General features: G+C 37.7%; 16 protein-coding genes and 3 pseudogenes. 17 read left to right on the top strand and 2 right to left on the bottom strand.

What is annotated here, in order from left to right; all coding sequences use genetic code 11:
• Positions 1-234: pseudogene (locus Q0017_RS03965) on the top strand (hypothetical protein); the annotation flags it as partial.
• Positions 235-649: 415 nt separating this feature from the next.
• Here the strand turns inward: Q0017_RS03965 and Q0017_RS03960 are convergent.
• Positions 650-1,795 carry a hypothetical protein gene (locus Q0017_RS03960; RefSeq protein WP_298142979.1) on the bottom strand — a complete coding sequence of 382 codons (1,146 nt, stop codon included), beginning with the start codon at positions 1,793-1,795 and terminating at the stop codon, positions 650-652.
• A gap of 225 nt (positions 1,796-2,020) precedes the next feature.
• On the opposite strand from Q0017_RS03960, the gene Q0017_RS03955 reads away from it, so the two are divergent.
• The 3 genes from Q0017_RS03955 (at position 2,021) to Q0017_RS03945 (ending at position 3,865) form a co-directional block, all read left to right on the top strand.
• Entirely contained in the window at positions 2,021-2,245 is a 225-nt protein-coding gene (locus tag Q0017_RS03955; protein WP_004668032.1) for an antitoxin, read from the top strand.
• A gap of 358 nt (positions 2,246-2,603) precedes the next feature.
• Positions 2,604-3,191, top strand: a complete 588-nt coding sequence (locus Q0017_RS03950; RefSeq protein ID WP_004668031.1) for a hypothetical protein — start codon at positions 2,604-2,606, stop codon at positions 3,189-3,191.
• Positions 3,192-3,316: 125 nt separating this feature from the next.
• Positions 3,317-3,865: a macro domain-containing protein gene (locus tag Q0017_RS03945; RefSeq protein WP_034595341.1), complete on the top strand. Its 549-nt coding sequence runs from the start codon at positions 3,317-3,319 to the stop codon at positions 3,863-3,865.
• Positions 3,866-3,964: 99 nt separating this feature from the next.
• Here Q0017_RS03945 and Q0017_RS03940 read toward each other — a convergent pair.
• A pseudogene (locus Q0017_RS03940) lies at positions 3,965-4,087 on the bottom strand (helix-turn-helix domain-containing protein); the annotation flags it as partial.
• Between the two features lie 91 nt (positions 4,088-4,178).
• On the opposite strand from Q0017_RS03940, the pseudogene Q0017_RS03935 reads away from it, so the two are divergent.
• The 13 genes and pseudogenes from Q0017_RS03935 to Q0017_RS03875 all read left to right on the top strand — a co-directional run bounded on the left by Q0017_RS03935 (position 4,179) and on the right by Q0017_RS03875 (position 20,286).
• A pseudogene (locus Q0017_RS03935) lies at positions 4,179-4,467 on the top strand (VF530 family DNA-binding protein).
• A 598-nt stretch (positions 4,468-5,065) separates the two neighbouring features.
• A complete protein-coding gene (ribBA, locus tag Q0017_RS03930; protein ID WP_297426862.1) occupies positions 5,066-6,181 on the top strand; it encodes a bifunctional 3,4-dihydroxy-2-butanone-4-phosphate synthase/GTP cyclohydrolase II in 1,116 nt (371 codons plus the stop codon).
• An 18-nt stretch (positions 6,182-6,199) separates the two neighbouring features.
• Entirely contained in the window at positions 6,200-6,670 is a 471-nt protein-coding gene (ribE, locus tag Q0017_RS03925) for a 6,7-dimethyl-8-ribityllumazine synthase (RefSeq protein ID WP_122900914.1), read from the top strand.
• 4 nt (positions 6,671-6,674) lie between these two features.
• Positions 6,675-7,124: a transcription antitermination factor NusB gene (gene nusB, locus Q0017_RS03920; protein ID WP_297426867.1), complete on the top strand. Its 450-nt coding sequence runs from the start codon at positions 6,675-6,677 to the stop codon at positions 7,122-7,124.
• Between the two features lie 13 nt (positions 7,125-7,137).
• On the top strand, positions 7,138-8,055 hold the full coding sequence (thiL, locus tag Q0017_RS03915) for a thiamine-phosphate kinase (protein WP_297426870.1): 918 nt from the start codon (positions 7,138-7,140) through the stop codon (positions 8,053-8,055).
• 22 nt (positions 8,056-8,077) lie between these two features.
• A complete protein-coding gene (locus tag Q0017_RS03910; RefSeq protein ID WP_298142985.1) occupies positions 8,078-8,554 on the top strand; it encodes a phosphatidylglycerophosphatase A in 477 nt (158 codons plus the stop codon).
• 20 nt (positions 8,555-8,574) lie between these two features.
• Positions 8,575-9,939, top strand: coding sequence for a bifunctional UDP-N-acetylglucosamine diphosphorylase/glucosamine-1-phosphate N-acetyltransferase GlmU (gene glmU / locus Q0017_RS03905; RefSeq protein WP_298142972.1), 1,365 nt, complete (start codon positions 8,575-8,577; stop codon positions 9,937-9,939).
• A 12-nt stretch (positions 9,940-9,951) separates the two neighbouring features.
• Entirely contained in the window at positions 9,952-11,790 is a 1,839-nt protein-coding gene (glmS, locus tag Q0017_RS03900) for a glutamine--fructose-6-phosphate transaminase (isomerizing) (protein WP_298142969.1), read from the top strand.
• Positions 11,791-12,554: 764 nt separating this feature from the next.
• Complete coding sequence (locus Q0017_RS03895; RefSeq protein WP_298142965.1) at positions 12,555-13,358, top strand: TnsA endonuclease C-terminal domain-containing protein; 804 nt, start codon at positions 12,555-12,557, stop codon at positions 13,356-13,358.
• Positions 13,345-15,462, top strand: a complete 2,118-nt coding sequence (locus Q0017_RS03890; protein WP_298142962.1) for a Mu transposase C-terminal domain-containing protein — start codon at positions 13,345-13,347, stop codon at positions 15,460-15,462. Before Q0017_RS03895 ends, Q0017_RS03890 begins: the two co-directional genes overlap by 14 nt.
• A complete protein-coding gene (locus Q0017_RS03885; protein ID WP_168401708.1) occupies positions 15,459-17,132 on the top strand; it encodes an AAA family ATPase in 1,674 nt (557 codons plus the stop codon). The genes Q0017_RS03890 and Q0017_RS03885 overlap by 4 nt, the downstream gene beginning before the upstream one ends.
• Positions 17,133-17,159: 27 nt before the next feature.
• Entirely contained in the window at positions 17,160-18,701 is a 1,542-nt protein-coding gene (locus Q0017_RS03880; RefSeq protein WP_298142955.1) for a TnsD family Tn7-like transposition protein, read from the top strand.
• The gene (locus Q0017_RS03875) at positions 18,694-20,286 is read left to right on the top strand and encodes a Tn7-like element transposition protein TnsE (RefSeq protein ID WP_298142952.1); all 1,593 of its coding nucleotides are present in this window, start codon (positions 18,694-18,696) and stop codon (positions 20,284-20,286) included. Before Q0017_RS03880 ends, Q0017_RS03875 begins: the two co-directional genes overlap by 8 nt.
• Positions 20,287-20,456: the final 170 nt, after the last annotated feature.

Genomic DNA, 20,456 nt, shown 5'->3' with positions numbered 1-20,456 from the left:
TTACTTGGACAAGATTTGCAAACAAAGTTAGATGCTAAACAACAGCCTCAACTTTTCAAATTAGCAAAAGCATCAACAGATAAACATCCATCAACTCAAGAGGAATTTCCTCGTCTACAACTCTACTCAGTAAAAGATGGTCATGCTCTTGCTGCATTTAAATTTTGTCTGCATCTAGCCTGTATTGGCCGACCACAAGCTCTTGAACTTAATCCACAAAAATGGGAGCCTTAAGTGAACTGCAAGACATTGTATTTCCTTGTCAGACATAGTGATCAGCCTCTCGATTCATATCTAGTCCATAATATTGATGTGCATCATAGACCAGACATTTTAATTGGTGAGAATACAGACACTTTAAATGGTTTCTAACAAAATTAATTCCGAATAATGCCCATTATGTTAGATAGCTAATCTAAGAAATTCAGAAATTTTATATTTTGATTCTTTTTTAACCTAAAAAAGATGTTTTTTAGGGAATAGTTAACTTTGAATTCTAGATATATTTATATCACTAAGTTGATCAAATCAAAGGAAAAAACTATGGGTAAGCTAGTAAATGGACCAAGTACAACAGGTAATCCATCTGGTGGTGGTCGTGGTAATAATCCACCGAAAGGTAAGTAATTTTTAATTACTCAAGACTTGCTCAGCCACTAGGTGGTTGAGCAAGTTTTTGTAAATCAGTCGGCCATTGGTTTAGTAAGGCATGAGAAATTTTATTTTTATAAAAATTAGAAAAAAACTCCCAAAACTCATAGTAAATCGCATGCATATAGGCGGTATCTTGAGGTCTAGACTCATAATCATTTTGGAAAAATCTATAGATAATCCACAGTAAGAATAAAGTGTTATTGGCCTTATACTCAGTTTCTATATTTAGCAAAATATTTATTGTTTCTCGGGTAGTCCTTTTGCAATTAGTAGTTTGAATATGATTACGATCAACTGTGTCTGAAAGTAGCCAATGGAAGTCTGTATAGCTAATAGGAAAGCCTTCATTGGCCTTTTTGATAAAGTTTTCTTTTTTATCAGTGTAATTCAATAAATAGTTTGAAAAGTTTAAACCATGGTAAGTAGAGGGCTTTTCATCATCTAGCTTTAAAGCAGCAAATGTTGCCATTAGAGTCAATAAGCTACGACTGGGATTAGTCCATATAGCCTTATGTTTACTAATTTTAGTAAACTTACCATCCTTCCACTGAAAGGTTTTTGGGTTCAGTTTTTTTTGGAAGAACCAGCCTAAACATATTGGTTCAATATCATTAAAAAGAGAACGGTGAGTCAATATATCTAAATGAGAAAGAAGGGAGTAAAGGCTTAAACCAAACATACTTTGTGAAAGAATCTCTGAATTATTATGGCTAATAGCTTCGTTCCAAAAATCGTCTAAAGTTTGATCTTGAATTTTTAAAAATCCAAAATTAGCCAAAAACATTTTCAATTTATTAAAGTTCTGCTGATTCAAATCATTATTAAGAGCATCAACTAATTGGATATGATCCCAAAATAAAGAAAATTCAATATCTCTAGGGAGACGGATTACTGTAAAAAAGTTACTAAAATTTGCATCTTTATTAAAAAAATTATCCAAGTCACTATTCAATAATTTGTAATTATTATTCAAAAACTTATCTATTGTTTTTAATACAAGATTCTTTTGATTTTGATTCAAGTCATTAAAATCGGTATTACCTAGATGTACCAGTTTTTTACTTTCATTTTTTATGAGAGCTGCCTGATGTTTATCTATATTAAGTAGGATCTGGTCTAGGAACCTTTGGGTCAGCGTCATTTAACGTCTCTAAATCTATTAGCTTATTTAATTTCGCTAAAATCAACATAATACACGTTATGCGTAATTTTTTTCATTAAAAATCAATTGTATAATTATATAACAAAAAGCCCAATTACACCAGATTGAGCTTTTTGTATGAATTATTGTTGTGGCATCAATAACTACTTGGACAGTAATGGCATGATATATACCAACGGTGCATATCATGCTGGGAGAATAAAAATGGAAATTACTAAAGTTTTTCAAGCAGGTCGAAGTCAGGCTGTTAGATTGCCCAAAGCATTTCGCTTTAATGGCAACGAAGTTGCTATTAAACATTTTGGTCGTGGTGTCTTGTTACTACCTATCGATAATCCCTGGGACATTATGTTCGAGGCAATTAACGAGTTTGAAGTAGGATTTCAACTGGAACGTGCTGATCAAGGTGAGCAATTGCGTGAGGACTGAATAGCTACCAGTTTTGTAGATATCTTTTAGTTAGTCCAATAATTATCAGAAATTAATAACTATTCAGCTCAGGCATGAGAACAGATCATCACTACAAAATATAAATTTATTTAAGATTGATAACCACATCATACACAGCATGAAGAACGGGGCTGCAGTGTCCACTACCTTATGAAAACAATCTGATTTCAAGCCAATATGTAATTTTTTGTAAAAAACCAGTACGGTCGAGCCTCTTCGAGCCGTTGATAGATTTATTTCTTGTTTTACCAATATAAGTTATTGATATTTATATATTTATTTGATTAAAACTATTCTTCTTGTTATCCTGTTTTTACTTTAAGAACAGGATATAAAAATGTCTGAACTAAATTCAGGTGATTTATTCTTTGAAGAATTACATGACCAAGCTAACCTCGTTCCTGAAACACAGCAAAACACAATTGATCATAAAATCGTAATTGATGAACATATTAAAAGAACAAGCTATGTGATCATTCAGCACTTAAGGAATGTTGTCTCTTTTCAAGATAAGGTAAAGATGCCCTGGGGATATCACTCCAGATTTATTGAGCGTTTGTTACATCCTGAAGATAAGCTGATTTATAAAGGAAAATCCCAGGCGCTATTCAATGACATGAACTTGGCTCGGAGAAAAGAACATATCGTTCCCATGAACTACTTAATGTATGAATTATGGAGGTTGATAGAAGAAGATAACCATACAGATCAGGAACTAAGTAGTCTTCTACAAAGTCATCTGGGGATCGCTTATATTACTCAAGATGAAGCTAAACGACTTGACGGGAAAGAAACAGGTCTAAAATGTGCCATGCCTACAGGATGGCATTTAGGAGTAGATGATCCATTAGATCGATTGAAAGCTATTGGAATTGTTTTATTTAATGATAATGGTCAGGAAGTAAAAACATTAATAAATGTATAAGTAATTGAAATTTTTTTAAATAATACTGTATTAAATGACCTAAACTGAAAAATAGATATGCTTCTATCTATATTAAAAAGGACATTTTTTAACCTTTAAAGATTCTGACCGTTAATACTATGAAAATGAAAAAAGTCAGCCTTTTGCATGGCGACATCACCACTCTACCGGTAGATGCTTTGGTTAATTCTGCCAATAAATCTCTGCTAGGTGGTGGTGGGCTTGACTATGTCATTCATAAAAAAGCAGGCGTTTTGATGAAAAATGCCTGTATCGAGCTTAACAAAGCAAAAGGTGGGTGCAAAACTGGTTCTGCAGAGGTGACTATTGCTGGCGATCTACCAGCAAAATTTGTCATTCATGCAGTAGGTCCTCGATGGTTAGACGGAACTAAGGATGAACCTCAATTGCTCTGCGATACCTATAGTAATGCACTACTTAGAGCTGAAAAAATCACAGCAAAAACCGTTTCTTTTCCAAACATTTCCACAGGAATTTATTCTTTTCCACCGCAACTTGCTGCTGAAATTGCGATAGGAACTGTTTTATCAACCTTGATGACATATAGAACAGTAGAACATGTTTTCTTCGTTTCTAAGGAAAGAGAACATTATGAAACGTACAGGAATATACTGCTGCAACTAGAAGATCCCCATATCGATATTTTGCTTTAAACAATCAAGGCAACTTTAGAGTTTTTACCGCATTCAATACTATCTGCTTTCATTTTAATTGGCTAATGACCAAAGCTCATTAACGCTAGTTCTAATAATTTAGTCTATGAATTTTAAATATCGGTAAACAGCCTGCCGGCTGATACCAAACGCTTTTGCCAGATCAGCTTTGGATGAATACTTCCCTTCTTTCCAGGCTTGTTGTAACGCTTTGGCCTGATCAGTGGACTGCCACCACTCTCCTAGACAAATTTCGTCTATTCTTGGACTGCCACCACTTTCCTTACCAAATAGATTGATCCAATATGAAAACATCAAAGACCCCTTACACGGCAAAAAGCTTGCTGATATTTTGGATGAGTTGCTAGATTACTATAGTGGCTTTGAAGGCTTGAATCGTAAAATTGAAATTAGATGCTTTTGGCATAGACCCAAGTTTTAAATCATCATTACGATTCTTGCGTACCACACCATAAGCACGTGAAAAAGTAGAAAGCTTATATTTGTACGTCTTACGCCAAAAGGCAAAACAGAAACGTAGACCCAGGCACCCCCTCTCTCATCATAAAATTATACCAGTCAGTAAAATACCTTTAGATTAAGCATTTCTATGTTGGTTATTATTGTTGATTACTATATTGCAATTAGTGACCAAAAATCAAAGTACCCTACCCTACCTTAAATTACACCACACAAAATAAAAACCCTATATAACTGTTATATATAGGGTTTATTAAAATACAAATTATGTTATTTAGTGTATTTTATGTCGGTGACTCTTGCCAAGGTTGGGGTCGGGAGTTCGAGTCTCCTTTCCCGCTCCAAATTCGAAAAAACCCTGAATTTTTATTCAGGGTTTTTTTTCGTCTGTATGCAGAATAAGCAATCAAATAAATGCGGCGTTTAAATGAAAATGACCAAGATATAGAGCGATTTGGACGCATCTGTTTGATTTTAGCCATAACTTTGCACTTTTTTTGCTATTTTTCGCATTTTTTATGCATTTTAATTCCCAAAACAGGCGTCATAATCGGCACAGTCTTTGCTCTGCCCCTTTTCAAATTGTAATGCGCTGTGTATAACAATGACCTTTAGGGAAAATCAATAAGCATAGTCAAAACACATCTAAAAGCGTTAGACTATGCCCCATAATCAATGTAATGCAATGTCCTTGATGGACAAACAAGAAGGTGAAGGTTGATGCCGCTCAATACAGTTGAAGAGCTTGTAGCAGATATCCGTGCAGGAAAAATGGTTATCCTTATAGATGACGAAGACCGTGAGAATGAAGGTGATCTTGTGATTGCTGCCACCCACGTACGTCCTGAGGACATCAACTTTATGATCACGCATGCGCGTGGCCTTGTTTGTTTGACCTTAAGTAAGGAACGTTGTCAGCAGCTGAACTTACCACTGATGGTGGATGCCAACGGTGCCCAACACGGCACGAATTTTACCCTGTCAATTGAAGCGGCAAATGGCATCTCTACCGGCATTTCACCGGCTGAACGTGCGCATACCATTCAAACTGCAGTAGCAGCACATGCTAAACCAAGCGACATTGTGCAACCGGGACATATCTTCCCACTCATGGCACAGCCAGGTGGTGTATTGCACCGCGCCGGTCATACCGAAGCCGGTTGTGATTTATCGCGTTTAGCAGGTTTAGAACCCGCTTCTGTGATTTGTGAAATTATTAATGAAGATGGCACTATGGCGCGCCGCCCCGATTTAGAAGTGTTTGCAGAAAAGCATGGTCTTAAAATTGGTACGATTGCCGATTTAATTCATTATCGTATGACCAATGAGCAAACTGTTGAACGTATTGATCAGCAAAAATTAGACACCGAATACGGCACTTTTGACTTATATCGCTACCGTGAACTTGGTAATCCTGATATTCATTTAGCTTTGGTCAAAGGCGAGCCTGCCGAAGGTGTAACCACTGTACGTGTACATGGTTTTAGCCCCGCGCGTGACTTATTAAAACTCAATAAACAAGATGGCGAGCCGGCTTGGAATTTAGATAAAGCACTAAAAACCATTGCCAATAGTGAACGTGGTGTATTAGTGTGGATTGGTCAGCGCCATTTACAAGATTTAGGACCTGCCTTAGACAGTTTAATCGCCCCCAAAAGCGTTAAATCTAATGCAGCCTTGTCACAGCAATACCAAACCATTGGTGTGGGTGCACAAATCTTACGTGATTTAGGCGTAGAGAAAATGAAACTGTTAAGTTCACCATTACGTTTTAATGCGCTTTCAGGTTTTAACTTAGAAGTGGTGGAATACATCACCGCAAATCAAACATCTTAAGAAATTATCGAGGTTATTATGGCTGTTCGCCGTATTGAAGGTATGCTGCATCTTGCAAATGAAGACCGTTATGCGATTTTAGTGGGTCGTTTTAACAGTTTTGTGGTCGAACATTTACTAGAAGGTGCAATTGATACATTGAAACGTCATGGTGTATCAGAGGATAATATCACTGTTGTTCATGCACCCGGCGCTTGGGAACTTCCAGTTGTGGCAAAAAAACTTGCTGCAACCAATAAGTTTGATGCAATCATTGCTCTTGGCGCAGTAATTCGTGGTAGCACACCTCACTTTGACTTTGTTGCTGGTGAATGTGCCAAAGGTTTAGGCGTTGTTGGTCTAGATACCGGTTTACCCGTAATTAATGGTGTTTTAACTACGGACAGTATCGAACAAGCGATTGAACGCTCTGGTACGAAAGCAGGCAACAAAGGTAGCGAAGCTGCCTTAACTGCTATTGAAATGGTTAACTTGTTAAAGGCTATTTAACGCTATGTCGCAAACACTTCAAGCAACTTATGCAGCAAAACGTAAAGCACGTCGCTTTGCTGTACAAGGTATTTATGAATGGCAAATGAGCCACAACCCTGTGCATGAAATTGAAGCACGCACACGTGCCGACAATGCTATGCATAAAGTGGACCTTGGCTACTATCATGAATTGTTGACTCAAGTGGTTGCAAACTCAGCATCTCTTGATGAGTTATTAATCCCTGTGTTGGATCGCGAATTAACTGCCTTAGATGGCGTTGAACTTGCGACACTTCGTTTAGGCGCATATGAACTTCAAGAACATCTTGAAATTCCATATCGCGTGGTTTTAGACGAAGCGATTGAGCTTGCTAAACATTTTGGCGGTGCCGATAGCCACAAATACATCAATGGTGTATTAGATCGCTTAGCAACGACTTTACGTGCAGCAGAAAAGCAACAAGCCAACTAATTGGTGTGTTGTCATGGCTGAGTTTTCCATTATCGAAACCTACTTTAATCGACAGAATAAAAATGCTGTCGATTTAGGTGTGGGTGATGACTCAGCCGTGCTTACCCCACCCCACGGTCAACAATTGGTGATTTGTGCCGATACCTCAGTGGCAGGTCGTCATTTTCCGATCAACACCCATCCTCACTCCATTGGTTGGAAATCAGTTGCGGTAAATTTATCTGATATTGCTGCAATGGGTGCCAAACCGCATAGTATTTTATTGGCCCTGAGCCTACCCCAAATTGATCATGCTTGGCTTAGCGACTTTAGCCAAGGTTTATATGATTGTTGCGATCAATTTGGGGTGAGTTTAATTGGTGGCGACACCACGCAAAGCCCACACTTAACTATTACCGTCACTGCTCTTGGCTGGATTGAACAAGGTCAAGCAGTACAACGCTCTGGTGCAAAGCCGGGCGATTATATTTGTGTCAGTGGCACCGTCGGCGACGCTGCTTATGGACTGGCGCATTTAGGTCATCCTCTACAACAGCGTCTTGATTATCCAACCCCACGTTGCGAACTAGGCTTAGCCTTAAAAGGCTTAGCATCGAGCATGATTGATGTGTCAGATGGCCTAGCCCAAGATCTAGGGCATATTTTAAAAGCCTCTCAAGTTGGCGCTTCAATTGAGCTGAATGATTTACCTTTGAGTGAAACTTTGCGTTATTTACAGCATGAACAGCGTTATCAATACGCCTTGGCTGGCGGTGATGACTATGAGTTATGTTTTACCATTAGCCCCGAGCACTATGTAAAATTAAAACAAAGAAATTTAACAACGAATTATCGTAAAATTGGTGTAGTACAATCTAAACTTGGGCTAGAATTTACCCAAAATGGATTAGCTTACTCTCTCGATTTTCACGGATATCAACATTTTGCCTAAAAAACCGATTCAATTTAGCCATATGTCACCTTTTGAGCGCTGCATTGTGTTTTGTGGAGTAGGTTTTGGCTCAGGCTTAATGCCTAAAGCACCGGGGACATTTGGTTCTGCCTTTGCGTTGATATTTGTGCCTATTTGGCTTGTATTTGGCTTTATAAACACTATATTAGCTGTCGTCCTCATGTCTTTGATTGGAATTTATATTTGCGGAAAGACAGCTCAAATCATGCAGGTACATGATGATGGGCGCATTGTCTGGGATGAGTTTGCAGGACAATCTATTGCTTTTTTACCTCTCATTTACTTAGAGCAAATGAGTCTATTCTGGATACTGATTGGTTTTGTGCTATTCCGAATTTTTGATATTTGGAAACCGTGGCCAATCAATGTTGTCGACCGCCAAGTCAGTGGGGGCGTTGGCATCATGCTCGACGATATTATCGCAGGTATTTGGGCAGCATTTTGTATCTGGGCATACTTACATTTTACAATGACATAGATCATTAAGTAGGATTTTTCATGTCTACGACTGTTATTATCTTAGCTGCCGGTAAAGGTACGCGCATGCGTTCTAGCTTACCGAAAGTATTACAACCACTTGCAGGACGTCCTTTACTCGGGCACGTGATTGCAACAGCAAAACAATTAAATGCCAATAATATTATTACCATTTACGGTCACGGCGGTGACTTAGTTCAAAATGCCTTCCAAACGGAACATATTGACTGGGTAGAGCAAGCACAACAGTTAGGTACAGGTCATGCAGTACAAATGACATTGCCTGTGCTTAAACAAGACGGTATGGCCTTAATTTTATCTGGTGATGTGCCTTGTGTCACTCAAGACACCCTACAACGCTTACTGGATGCTTCACAACAAACAGGCATTGGTTTAGTCACCTTGACCTTACCAGATGCTTCAGGCTATGGGCGCATTGTACGTAAAAATGGCGCAATTCAAGCCATTGTTGAGCATAAAGATGCCTCTGATGAACAACGCCAAATTCAAGAAATTAATACCGGCATTTACTGTGTCAGCAATGCTAAATTGCATGAATGGCTACCAAAATTATCCAATGACAATGCCCAAGGCGAATATTACTTAACTGATATCGTGGCGATGGCATTGGCTGATGGCATGACTGTAGCCTCAGTTGAGCCAAATTTAGCTTTTGAAGTAGAAGGCGTCAATGATCGTGTGCAATTGGCTGCGCTGGAACGAGAATTTCAAAATTTCCAAGCTAAGCAATTAATGCAACAAGGCGTACATTTAATTGACCCAAGTCGTTTTGATTTACGCGGTCATTTAACTGTGGGTCAAGATGTATGCATCGACATTAATGTGATTATTGAAGGTGATGTTACTTTAGGTGACAACGTTGAAATTGGTGCAGGTTGTGTGATTAAAAATACCACCATCGCTGCAGGCACCAAAGTGCAACCCTATAGCGTTTTTGACAATGCTGTGGTGGGTGAAAATGTCCAAATTGGGCCTTTTGCACGTTTACGCCCGGGTGCCAAATTGGCTGCCGATGTGCATATTGGTAACTTTGTAGAAGTGAAAAATTCTAGCATTGGTGTTGGTTCTAAAGCCAATCATTTCACTTATCTAGGTGATGCTGAAATTGGTTCGGGTTCAAACATTGGTGCAGGTACCATTACCTGTAACTATGATGGTGCCAACAAATTTAAAACCATTATTGGTGATGCCGCTTTTATTGGCTCCAATAGTTCATTGGTTGCACCAGTCAATATTGGTCATGGTGCAACAGTTGGTGCAGGCTCGGTGATTACCCGCGATGTTGCGAATCACAGCCTTGCTTTTGAACGTAATAAACAACTCACGAAAGAAAATTATCAACGACCCCAAAAGGTTAAGAAATAAGAGGATATAAATATGTGTGGTATTGTTGGTGGCGTTGCAGAGCGTAGTATTACCGAAATTCTAATTGAAGGTCTAAAACGCCTTGAATACCGTGGTTATGACTCAGCAGGTTTGGCTTTAGTTAGCCAAGGTCAAGTGTTACGTGAGCGCCGTGTAGGTAAAGTGGCAAACTTAGCTGAAGCAGTGAAACAATCAAAAATTAGTGGTTCATTGGGGATTGCACACACACGTTGGGCAACTCATGGTAAGCCGACTGAAAATAATGCCCATCCGCATGTATCGGGTGATGTAGCCGTGGTACATAACGGAATTATTGAAAACTACGAAGAACTCAAAGCCAACTTACAAGCATTGGGCTATATCTTCACTTCACAAACAGACACAGAAGTGGTTGCACACTTGGTGGCTGAAGCACTCAAGAAAACACCGAGCCTATTAGAAGCGGTAAAATTGGTGGTACCACAGCTTAAAGGTGCTTATGCTCTTGGCATCGTACACACTGCGCATCCCGATGAACTCATCACCGTACGTGAAGGTTCACCGTTGGTGATAGGTGTCGGAATTGGCGAGAACTTTATTAGTTCAGATCAATTGGCATTACTGCCAATTACCAATCGTTTTATTTACCTAGAAGAAGGTGATATTGCACGCTTAACCCGTAATACGATTGAAGTATTTGTCGGTGGTAATGCAGTTGAACGTCCAATCAAAGAGCTAGATGCCACAGTCAGCAATGCATCTAAAGGTGAATATAAGCATTACATGCTCAAAGAAATTTATGAGCAACCTGAAGCGATCCAACAAACTATTGCACAAGCTTTAGATGGCAATGCCCTACGTAGTGATTTCTTAAAAGAAGCTGTGGCTGATTTTGAGAATATTCAGCAAGTGCAAATCATTGCATGCGGCACCAGTTACCATGCCGCTATGATTGCAAAATATTGGTTTGAGCAAATTATTGATTTGCCTTGCCAAGTGGAAATTGCAAGTGAATTCCGCTATCGCTTACCAGTTGTGGTCGGCAACACTTTGTATCTATGCATTTCACAATCCGGTGAAACAGCAGATACTTTAGCGGCCCTTCGTGATACACAAAAACGTGCTGCTGCAAAACAATTAAACATCACCACCATGGCTATTTGTAATGTGGCAACCTCATCAATGGTGCGTGAAACTAACTATAGTTTACTTACCCTTGCAGGTCCTGAAATTGGTGTGGCATCAACCAAAGCGTTTACCACTCAGCTTGCAGCCCTCATGCTTTTGGTATTAAAAATTGGTCAAGTGAAGCAAAGCATCACTGCCGATAAAATTGCTGAAATTAGCGCTGAACTTTGGCATACGCCAAAAGTGATTCTAGATACTTTGCAAAATGACACTTCGATTTTGCGTTTATCTGAATTGTTTGTTGAAAAACAACACTGCCTATTCTTAGGTCGTGGTACACAATTCCCGATTGCTCTAGAGGGTGCATTAAAGCTTAAAGAAATTTCTTATATTCACGCAGAAGGCTATGCAGCGGGTGAACTGAAACATGGTCCATTGGCTTTAGTGGACAACGAGATGCCTGTGGTGATTTTAGCTCCACAAGATGACATGTTGGATAAACTCAAATCCAATATGGAAGAAGTACAAGCACGTGGTGGTGAACTGTTTGTCTTTGCCGATGAAAACAGTGGTATTGGCTGTAAAGACCGTCAACATGTGGTACTTGTACCAAGCATTAGCGCAATTCTTGCACCAATCGTGTATAGCGTACCTGTGCAATTATTGTCGTATCATGTTGCAGTCTTGCGTGGTACTGATGTTGATCAGCCGCGTAATTTAGCAAAATCGGTTACAGTTGAATAAATGAATAAAAGGCTGGCAAATCTGTGTTCATATAATTATGTTTGTATCAAATAATTAAGTTTCTATTTAATTATTTTAGTTTGCACATTGATGAAGCACAAGAATAGCCCATTAACCCTTTAGATATGGTACTTCTCTACCAGATCTAGAGGGTTTTTTAATGTAAAAAATCTAAATTAAAACCAATATCACAAAAAAAATTTCAAATATATAATAATATACAATTATTTAAACATATTATTTAACAACCTACTAAGTATCATTTTTTAAATTCCCCTTTACACATCATTCTTCTTAAAGGTATTTCTTGCCTTTGTGAGCAAAAAATAATTTTCTAAGTATGAAAACTTTCAGACAAACTTAATTACACTAATAATTTTATTTAAAAATTATCAAACAAACTTAATTTTAAAATTAAATAAAATCACAATAATAAATATCAATGACTTACATTAAAAATCTAAACAAACTTAATTAAATTTCAATACTTAAGCATAGAATTCAGCCATAAAATTAAAATCAGAAATAAATATCTATGTTTACTAAGAAGCATTGTGAATGATTTTGCCTATCAGCAATGCATCTAAGATTTATTAATTAAGTATAAAAATACCCGATTTAATTTCAAGTTATTGATTTATATAATTAAATTATAAAAATTTGTTTGTATATAAATATATTTAAGTTTGTATTTTTTTGCCAAATACAAAATTAACCCCCTTAAGATATGATTAATTATTAATCAAAATACATAGGTCTTCTGTATGGCAAAAATTATAAAAAACTATGAAGAACTAGTAACAGAAGGGTATGGTCAAGGCCATGGACGCGATTATCAACCTTGTAGAACTGTTCAAAACTTCAGTTCAATTGGTCGCTCTCACAGAGTATTGGGTCGTGTGAGTAAACGTCTTCACCACTTGTTTTCTGATCTAGAGTTGTCCACCTTTTTGCTACTTGATTGGAATCAAAACGTTACAGACATCCGTGAACATTATCCTTTGGATATTTATGATCTCAACTCCATCTGTTCTCGTTACCGGATGAAAAAGGTATCAGTTGATTATCTACCTTTTACCCTATCTTCAGATTTTTTAGTTGATTTTGGTAAGTTTTCTATAGCCCTCGACACTCTTTATAGCAAAGATTTGAATAAAGCCCATATTATTGAATCATTAGAAATTAAAAGACGTTATTGGGAAGAAGAACACAATACGCCATTCAAACTTATTACTGAAAAAGATATTCCTACTACGGTACTAGAGAACATTAAGTGGCTATATGTAGAAAAAAATGATCTTGAAATAACAAATTATATGATCGATCAAGCAATTTATTTGATGGAAGAAATTAGCAAATATCCTCAAAGCTCATTGATCACCTTTTGTAATCACACTGACCAAACTCAAAAAAAGGATATCGGAACGACACTCGCATTGTTTAGAAAACTATTTGCTCTGCGAATACTACAATTTAATCTAGAAATTTCGTACTTGGAGCTTAAACTCTCTGATATTCATACAAGCAATTTGCTCCAGAACGAGAATACAGTCTATGCAACTTATTAATTCAGTTTATATATTGAATTCAACCCAATACCGGATACTCAAATTCTTACCACAGTACACGGTATGGATTGCAATCGATAATAAAAATGCTTTTCCTGAGCTCATTTTGTCCGAGGAACTTAAAGCTCACTTAAATGATCAAAGCCTACTACCAGTGCAAGATCCCTATGAATACTTAAAACGATTAAACTTAAGTAAGGATTCAATTCAATTTAAAAAAAGAGATGAAAACTTTTTACTTATTCAAGACTTAATTAATGATGAACAAATCCTTGTCAATGCAAAAATCAGAACTGCAAAAATTAAGACTATTCATCTAGAAAAAAAAGTATCAATTAATAAAATCTTAAGATTACTAAGACGCTACTGGCAGCGTGGTCAAACTATAAATACTTTGGTACCGGACTATGAGAACTCAGGTGGAAAAGGCCAAAAAAGAGCTATAGGTGATAAAAAAATTGGCAGACCACGCATCTATGAATCGAATGAAGGTAAGAATGTCACTGAACAGGTTGAGTTGTACTTTAAAAAAGTCATTGAAGAATATTTAGTTCCTGTCAAAAAACAATCCATTAATGAAACTTATCTTCGTTTTAGAAATTTATTTTCTAAACATTTTCATCAAGTGCAAGCGGCAGATATTCCAACGTATGCTCAATTCTATTATTTTTATAATACGCGATACAGAAGTAATAACAATTCCAAGCACATTCTGACCAATCAGAAAACTCTGAAAGATCACAAACCTCTGACTTCAACAGCAACCAAGCATGCAAATGGTCCAGGTACACGTTATGAAATAGACTCAACAGTCGCCGATATTTATCTTGTATCATCACGAGATCCATCGCAGATTATTGGCAGACCTACCGTATATATTGCTATCGATGTATTTAGCCGGATGATTACTGGGCTTTATGTCGGTATGGAAAACAGCTCGTTTAATACAGCCATACAATGCCTCAGCGTCGCAATCCAAGATAAAGTGACATTCTGTCAAAGTTATGGCTTACAAATACAAGCAGAAGACTGGCCGATTTATGGTTTACCGAGTGCCATACTTGCAGACCGCGGTGAACTAATTGGCTATCAAATTGAACTTCTTGAAAAAAACTTTTCTGTTCGAATTGAAAATGCACCACCATATCGAAGCGATGCTAAAGGTATTGTGGAAAGAGCATTCGGAATCATTCAGTCGCGCTTTAAATCCTACGATAATATCGGTGTTGTTTCTGGATTTAAGGAGAAAAAGAAAGGCGGTCATGATTATCGGCTAGAAGCTTGTCTGACTCTAGAGGAGTTCAGAAAAATCATATTAAGTTGCGTCTTATTGCGCAATAATTTTGATGTCTTGACAAAATATGATCGTAGTGCCGATATGCCAACCGATCTCCCCTCTATTCCTCTGAAGCTCTGGCAGTGGGGCTTACAGCACCGCACTGGGATATTAAGACAAGTAGATAACAAATCACTATATGTTGGCTTACTCCCTAGGATCGACGCCTCATTAAGTGACAAAGGGCTTAAAGTCAAAGGATTGGTCTATCAATGTTTAGAAATGCATCAACAAGGTTGGTTTATTCGGAATACAACTAAATCTCGCCCGAAAAAGTTGCGGATTGGTTTTGACCCATATTCAGTAAATACCATTTATGTTTTCTTTGATGAAAACAAATTGGAATATTGGGAAGCTCACTTAAGTGACTTCTCTCGTCAATATCAACATCTGACTTGGTGGGAAGCTGAGCAGATTCAAAAAGCAATCAAAACTGTTGAAAAACAGCATACACAACTTAAGTCTGTAGCCATCAGCGAATTACAGGATTTTACTGACAACATCATTAAGTCAGCACAGAGTCGGCAGGCTCAAGCGGGAGTTTACCAACTTTCTAACGCGCAACGTACTCGAAATATCCGTCAGAACAAACAAGAAGCCATGCAGATGGAACGTGCGGAACACTTACAAAATAGGCCCGCTCATTCTATCCGGACCATCTATCCCAATCAGGATACTCAAACATCCCCATCGCAAACCAGCAATCTAGATCTGACGAGTCAACCAGATTTAATGAGACAATTATTTGAAGAGGACGATGAAGAATGAATAACAATGAAATCGCGATTAATACATCAATAGCAGACATCTATGGAGATAATCCTCTCATTACTCAATTGCCGCCCATTCTTGACACGAAGTCGGTTATTAAACATCTACGAGGGAAACTAAAATTCGTTCCAGAGCAGCGTTTTTTGCCTCAACCGGAAAGAATTCATCTCATTGCCCAACTGCCTCATGATTTTTTCCAACCACTCACCAAGCATCTCTCGCTTGAACAGAAAATTTCTATCATGATTCGGCAAGGCTACGTGAGTAGAAACATCAATAATGGTGACAGACACAGACATTTACACTCGGCTTTTCAAGAACTAGAACCTTCAAAGGAAAGCTCTTATCGCTACGCTCCTCCGGAATCGACAGCAACGAGTATGTCTATTATAGGATGTTCTGGGAGTGGGAAAACGACGACCATGAACAAGATTTTACGTTATTATCCACAAGTGATTGAGCATAAAGAACTCGGGCTAAAACAAATAGTTTATCTTAAAATTGATTGCCCACATGATAGCTCTTTGAAAAACCTATGCTCCAACTTTTTTAGAGCAGTAGATTTAGCGTTAGGAGATACTAACTTCGAGCATCGTTTCACCAGAAGCCGCTTAAATGTGAATGCCATGCTGCAGCAGATGAAAATCATCGCAAATAATTATTCAATTGGACTTTTAATCATTGATGAAATCCAGCATTTAAATACAAAAAAATCTGGTGGGGCTGAGATTATTCTTAATTTCTTTGTTACGCTTGTGAATGTAGCATCAATTCCAATCGTGATGATTGGGACACCTAAAGCCAATGAAATTTTACAAGAAGACTTGAGATCAGCTAGACGAAGCGCAGGATTAGGCTCTTTAATCTGGGAGCCTATGCGTAATGAGGCCCCTACCTCCGATCCTAGTACCCCAGATCAGATGATTATTTCCGAATGGCATGCTTTTACAAATAAGCTATGGCAATATCAATGGGTTCAACAACCGGCTGAACTGACCGATGAGTTAAGAAATACTTGGTATTATTACAGTCAAGGTATTCCCGATCTAGTCGTTAAGTTGTTCTGTCTGATACAAATTCATGCAATCACCATTGGTCTGGAAAAAATCACCTCAGAATTATTTAAAAAAGTCTACGAAGAACAATTGCAGCCAGTGCACGATATTCTAGATGCACTGCGTTCAGGCAATCCCGCACGTATTGCACGATATTCAGACCTCACTATTCCTCAAGTTCAAATTGAGGAGTATGTTGAACAACATCGTTTAAAAGCAGCATTAAAAGCAGAGAAACAACATGAAAATCTAGGCCCTCATTATTCTACCCTAATCGGCATGCTGACGGCCTTGGGTCATCCTGCTACGATAATAGAACCACATGTCACCTCTACATTAAAAAGATATCCAAATGAAAGCTTACAGGTACTACTTCAGCATATTCTAGAAGTATTAGACAGCTCTGATAAATTGAAACAACCTCAGACTGCAACACCATTAAAAAAGCCACGGACATCTCGCAAGGTCATGAAAGCAGAGGAATGGAAAGGGACTGAAAGCAATGACTTACGAAATTTTTTTAGTCAGGCACAAGAACAGGGAGTAGATGTTTATGAGTTATTAAAATCATCGCACTACTTGTTTGATCCAACTCGTCCTACTTTGCATTAACTAGAGGACATGGGAGAGTCAAACATTATGATTTCGAATTTTCCAACACCCTATCCAGACGAATTAATTTATAGTGTGATTGCGCGTTATGCTGTGCATAATGGGATTTTAAGTCCAAAATATCTCACCGAAGAGTTATTCAATAAAAGAAGCTTAACCCCAACTTATGATCTACCCTCTCATCTAGACAAGCTGGCTAGTTATTTACCAGCTCAATATGATGCACTTATTTTAATTAACCAACATACCTTATTACCTCTCTATCAACCCTTTCAACCTGAGACCGTCATACGTTATGCGGTGCAGGCACTAAAAAATGAGAAGTATCAATCATTACACACTAAATTGGGAAAAAATGCATCGCGCATCAAATCCCTAAGTTTTTTTCGATTCTGCCCCTTTTGCTGGGAAGAACAAATCGAGCAGTATGGGGAAGTGTACTGGAAACGTAGCTGGCAGATTACAGGATATGAGTATTGCACAAAACATCAGCAACCTCTTTTTTTGAGTTCAATTCCTTGTAACGGATTAGACCGAAAATTCTATATCGCTCATTTGAACGTACTTAAGGACTCTTCCCAACTTGTACTACATCACCAAGATTTACACCATCACATTGAACTTGCTGAACTCATCGAAGAACTAATGAGTCAGGCCTCCTGTGTTAATTTGCGGGATTTCTCCCTCTTATCAAATCTCTATTTTTTTATATTAAAAGACCACGGTTTGTTATCAGGTTGCAAAAATATTAACTACGAAAAAGTCCGTCAGCGTGTTATTGAGTATTGGGGTGAAAGCTTTCTTCAATATTATCACCTAGACGACCTATGCTCTGAAAACTGTTGGCTCAAGAATATGTGCCGGAAGCACCGTAAATCCTTTTCTTATCTTGAACATTTAATGGTGTTAAAGGCTCTTGTTCCTACACAAAGTGCAATGAACACCTATCAAAAATACCTTGGTCTAGCGGTAGCAATACAAGAGCCCGAAACGATTCTAGTCTCTGTCAAATATGAGGCAGAGCAACTCCTGTCGCAAGATCAATTGAAGTGGAGTCAGCTCATCCAAGAAATGCCAGTGAAACAGGCTCGCCAACGAGATGGCTCATTATATGCTCGTTTATATCGTAATCATAAAGATTGGCTCTTAAGTATCAATGAATCAGCTCTGACTCCCCTCACTTCTACTACTAAACCGCGTGTGAACTGGGAAAAGCGAGATCGGCAGTTCGTTAAGCAGCTTATTGCAATACGTAATAGCTTATTAGATGACCTAGACTCACCGCAACAAACTAAGAAGTTTTTCATCAAAAAATTAGGGTCTGTAAGTACTATTGAGAAAAACTGGAATGCTTTACCATTAACCAAAGCTTTTCTAAATCGTTATTCTGAAGCAGTCAGTTGTTACCAGATAAGAAGACTGACGAAAACTTTTATAAGGCAAAAAATGAGACAGCGATTCAGTTCTCCTAGTGTTTTTTTAAGAGAGTCCGGTCTAAGTCCAGCTCGACTAATGCCCGAAACAAAGCGTTTTTTTGATTATATTATGGGGGAAGTAAATAATGCGTGATTGTCGTAGTGGCTGTTTACCAGATCATTTAATCTATTTAATCGCGACCGAGATTAGTCGATATAGACAAACTCGTTTCAATATTAATACACATTTATTTGAACCTAACAACCAACGCTTTATCAAAACTCAACTACCTATTGAGAGCATCCTTCTTTACTCTTATAAGACCCCACTTTCCGATGATCGTCCAGAAAGATTGTTCAGTCATAAACTTGAGGGAATAGATTTTTCAGATTTTGCATCTTCTCATGAATCTGAGGACACTAACAATAAAGGACACGATAGTAGACGTCATTTTGTATTTGATTATTATTCGTCAACATTAGATAAAAATCTTAAGATTGTTTTACCTAAGCTGATTTTAGCTCGAGATTTATTTTTTTCTCATCCGTATCTTTTGCGTGCAGCCTTGTTTGCTGAAAATTATTCCACAGATCTTGTAGTAGACATGAATGATCCAACTGCAATTCACATTTTTATTGCAAAAAATAAAAAAATTTTAAAACAGGATATTGCCGACCCACATTTCTTAAAAAAATTGGCACTCATTTTATTACACCCTGATCTAAATCAAGCATTTCTTAGCATCTATAAGCGCACTATCGAGGATCAAAAAAATTTTAAAAGTTTTAGATTTGATATGGATGCTCCACAAATTAATAATATCAATTTAGCAGTAAATGGAATTTACAAACCAAGTACAGGTATTTACAAAATTGAGCGGATCACATCTTTCGCAAACCTGGAAACCCATATCAATCGCCCTATTCACTTCCATTTTTGCCCCAAAAAACTCATACAACTTGCCAAAGATTTTCAAGGACAAAGCTCAGAAAAATCAAAAATTGCTACGCAGGATAAAAGCCAATTACATCCAAAAGCAGATGCTAATATTGATAAACTACTGACCAAATTAAGAAATATACCTGGGGAAATATATACGGTAGAAGAGCTTAATATTGTATTAGACACTCCTTCGGGGGATATTCAGGCATATAGAAGACGCAAACAATTGGCAAAGGAAAGTGATCAAGAAGAAAGATTTGCTGGAGGAGAAGGCGATATAGAGGGGACGCTGCCTGGATTCACAAATGAGTCAGAAGTTCAATTAGAACGAGCTAGCCACCAAGATTTACTCAAGGTACTTAAAAAAATTGAGCAAAATGGATATGAGATTCAAGAGATCAGAAACTCGCCTTTTGATAGATATGAACGTTTTAGAGGGCACAAGTTAGCAAATCATCAGTCACGCTACTTCTATATCTATAAAATTTCACATACCCAAACTGATGAGCAATTTTATCTCTGTGAAATTGATACATCAGATGGTAAAAAGAACATTTCTACCTTATTACTCAAGTATGACGAAAAAACTCAATCACTAATGGAAAACAATTTGAAGAATTTCAATAATGCCATACTTGCTCGGTCGCTTAGTTGGCCAAAAACATTCTTATCCGAGGTATTGGGGATTACAACCTTTACCACTATTAATCATCCTTCAAAAAAGGAACAGGTCGAACAAGTAAATTATTATGCTGATTGGGCTAAACGGATTATCGAAAAGTTAAAATCCATATGATTTTCATTATAGATTAGCATATAAGACAATATGTTATAAGGTCTCAAGCCTTAAAACAACCAAATTAAAAAGCGCAGCATGAACTGCCCATTTTGGGGCCCATTGGTCAAAAGGAATGCATGGGCCTTACAATAGGATCTTCAATATCTGGAAAATTTCAGTACAGGCTT

It is taken from the genome of uncultured Acinetobacter sp. (genome assembly GCF_947624825.1).
In the GTDB taxonomy this organism is placed as follows: Bacteria; Pseudomonadota; Gammaproteobacteria; order Pseudomonadales; family Moraxellaceae; genus Acinetobacter.
Note: the sequence above shows the minus strand (reverse complement) of the source record. Positions and strands in the feature narration are given on the sequence as shown.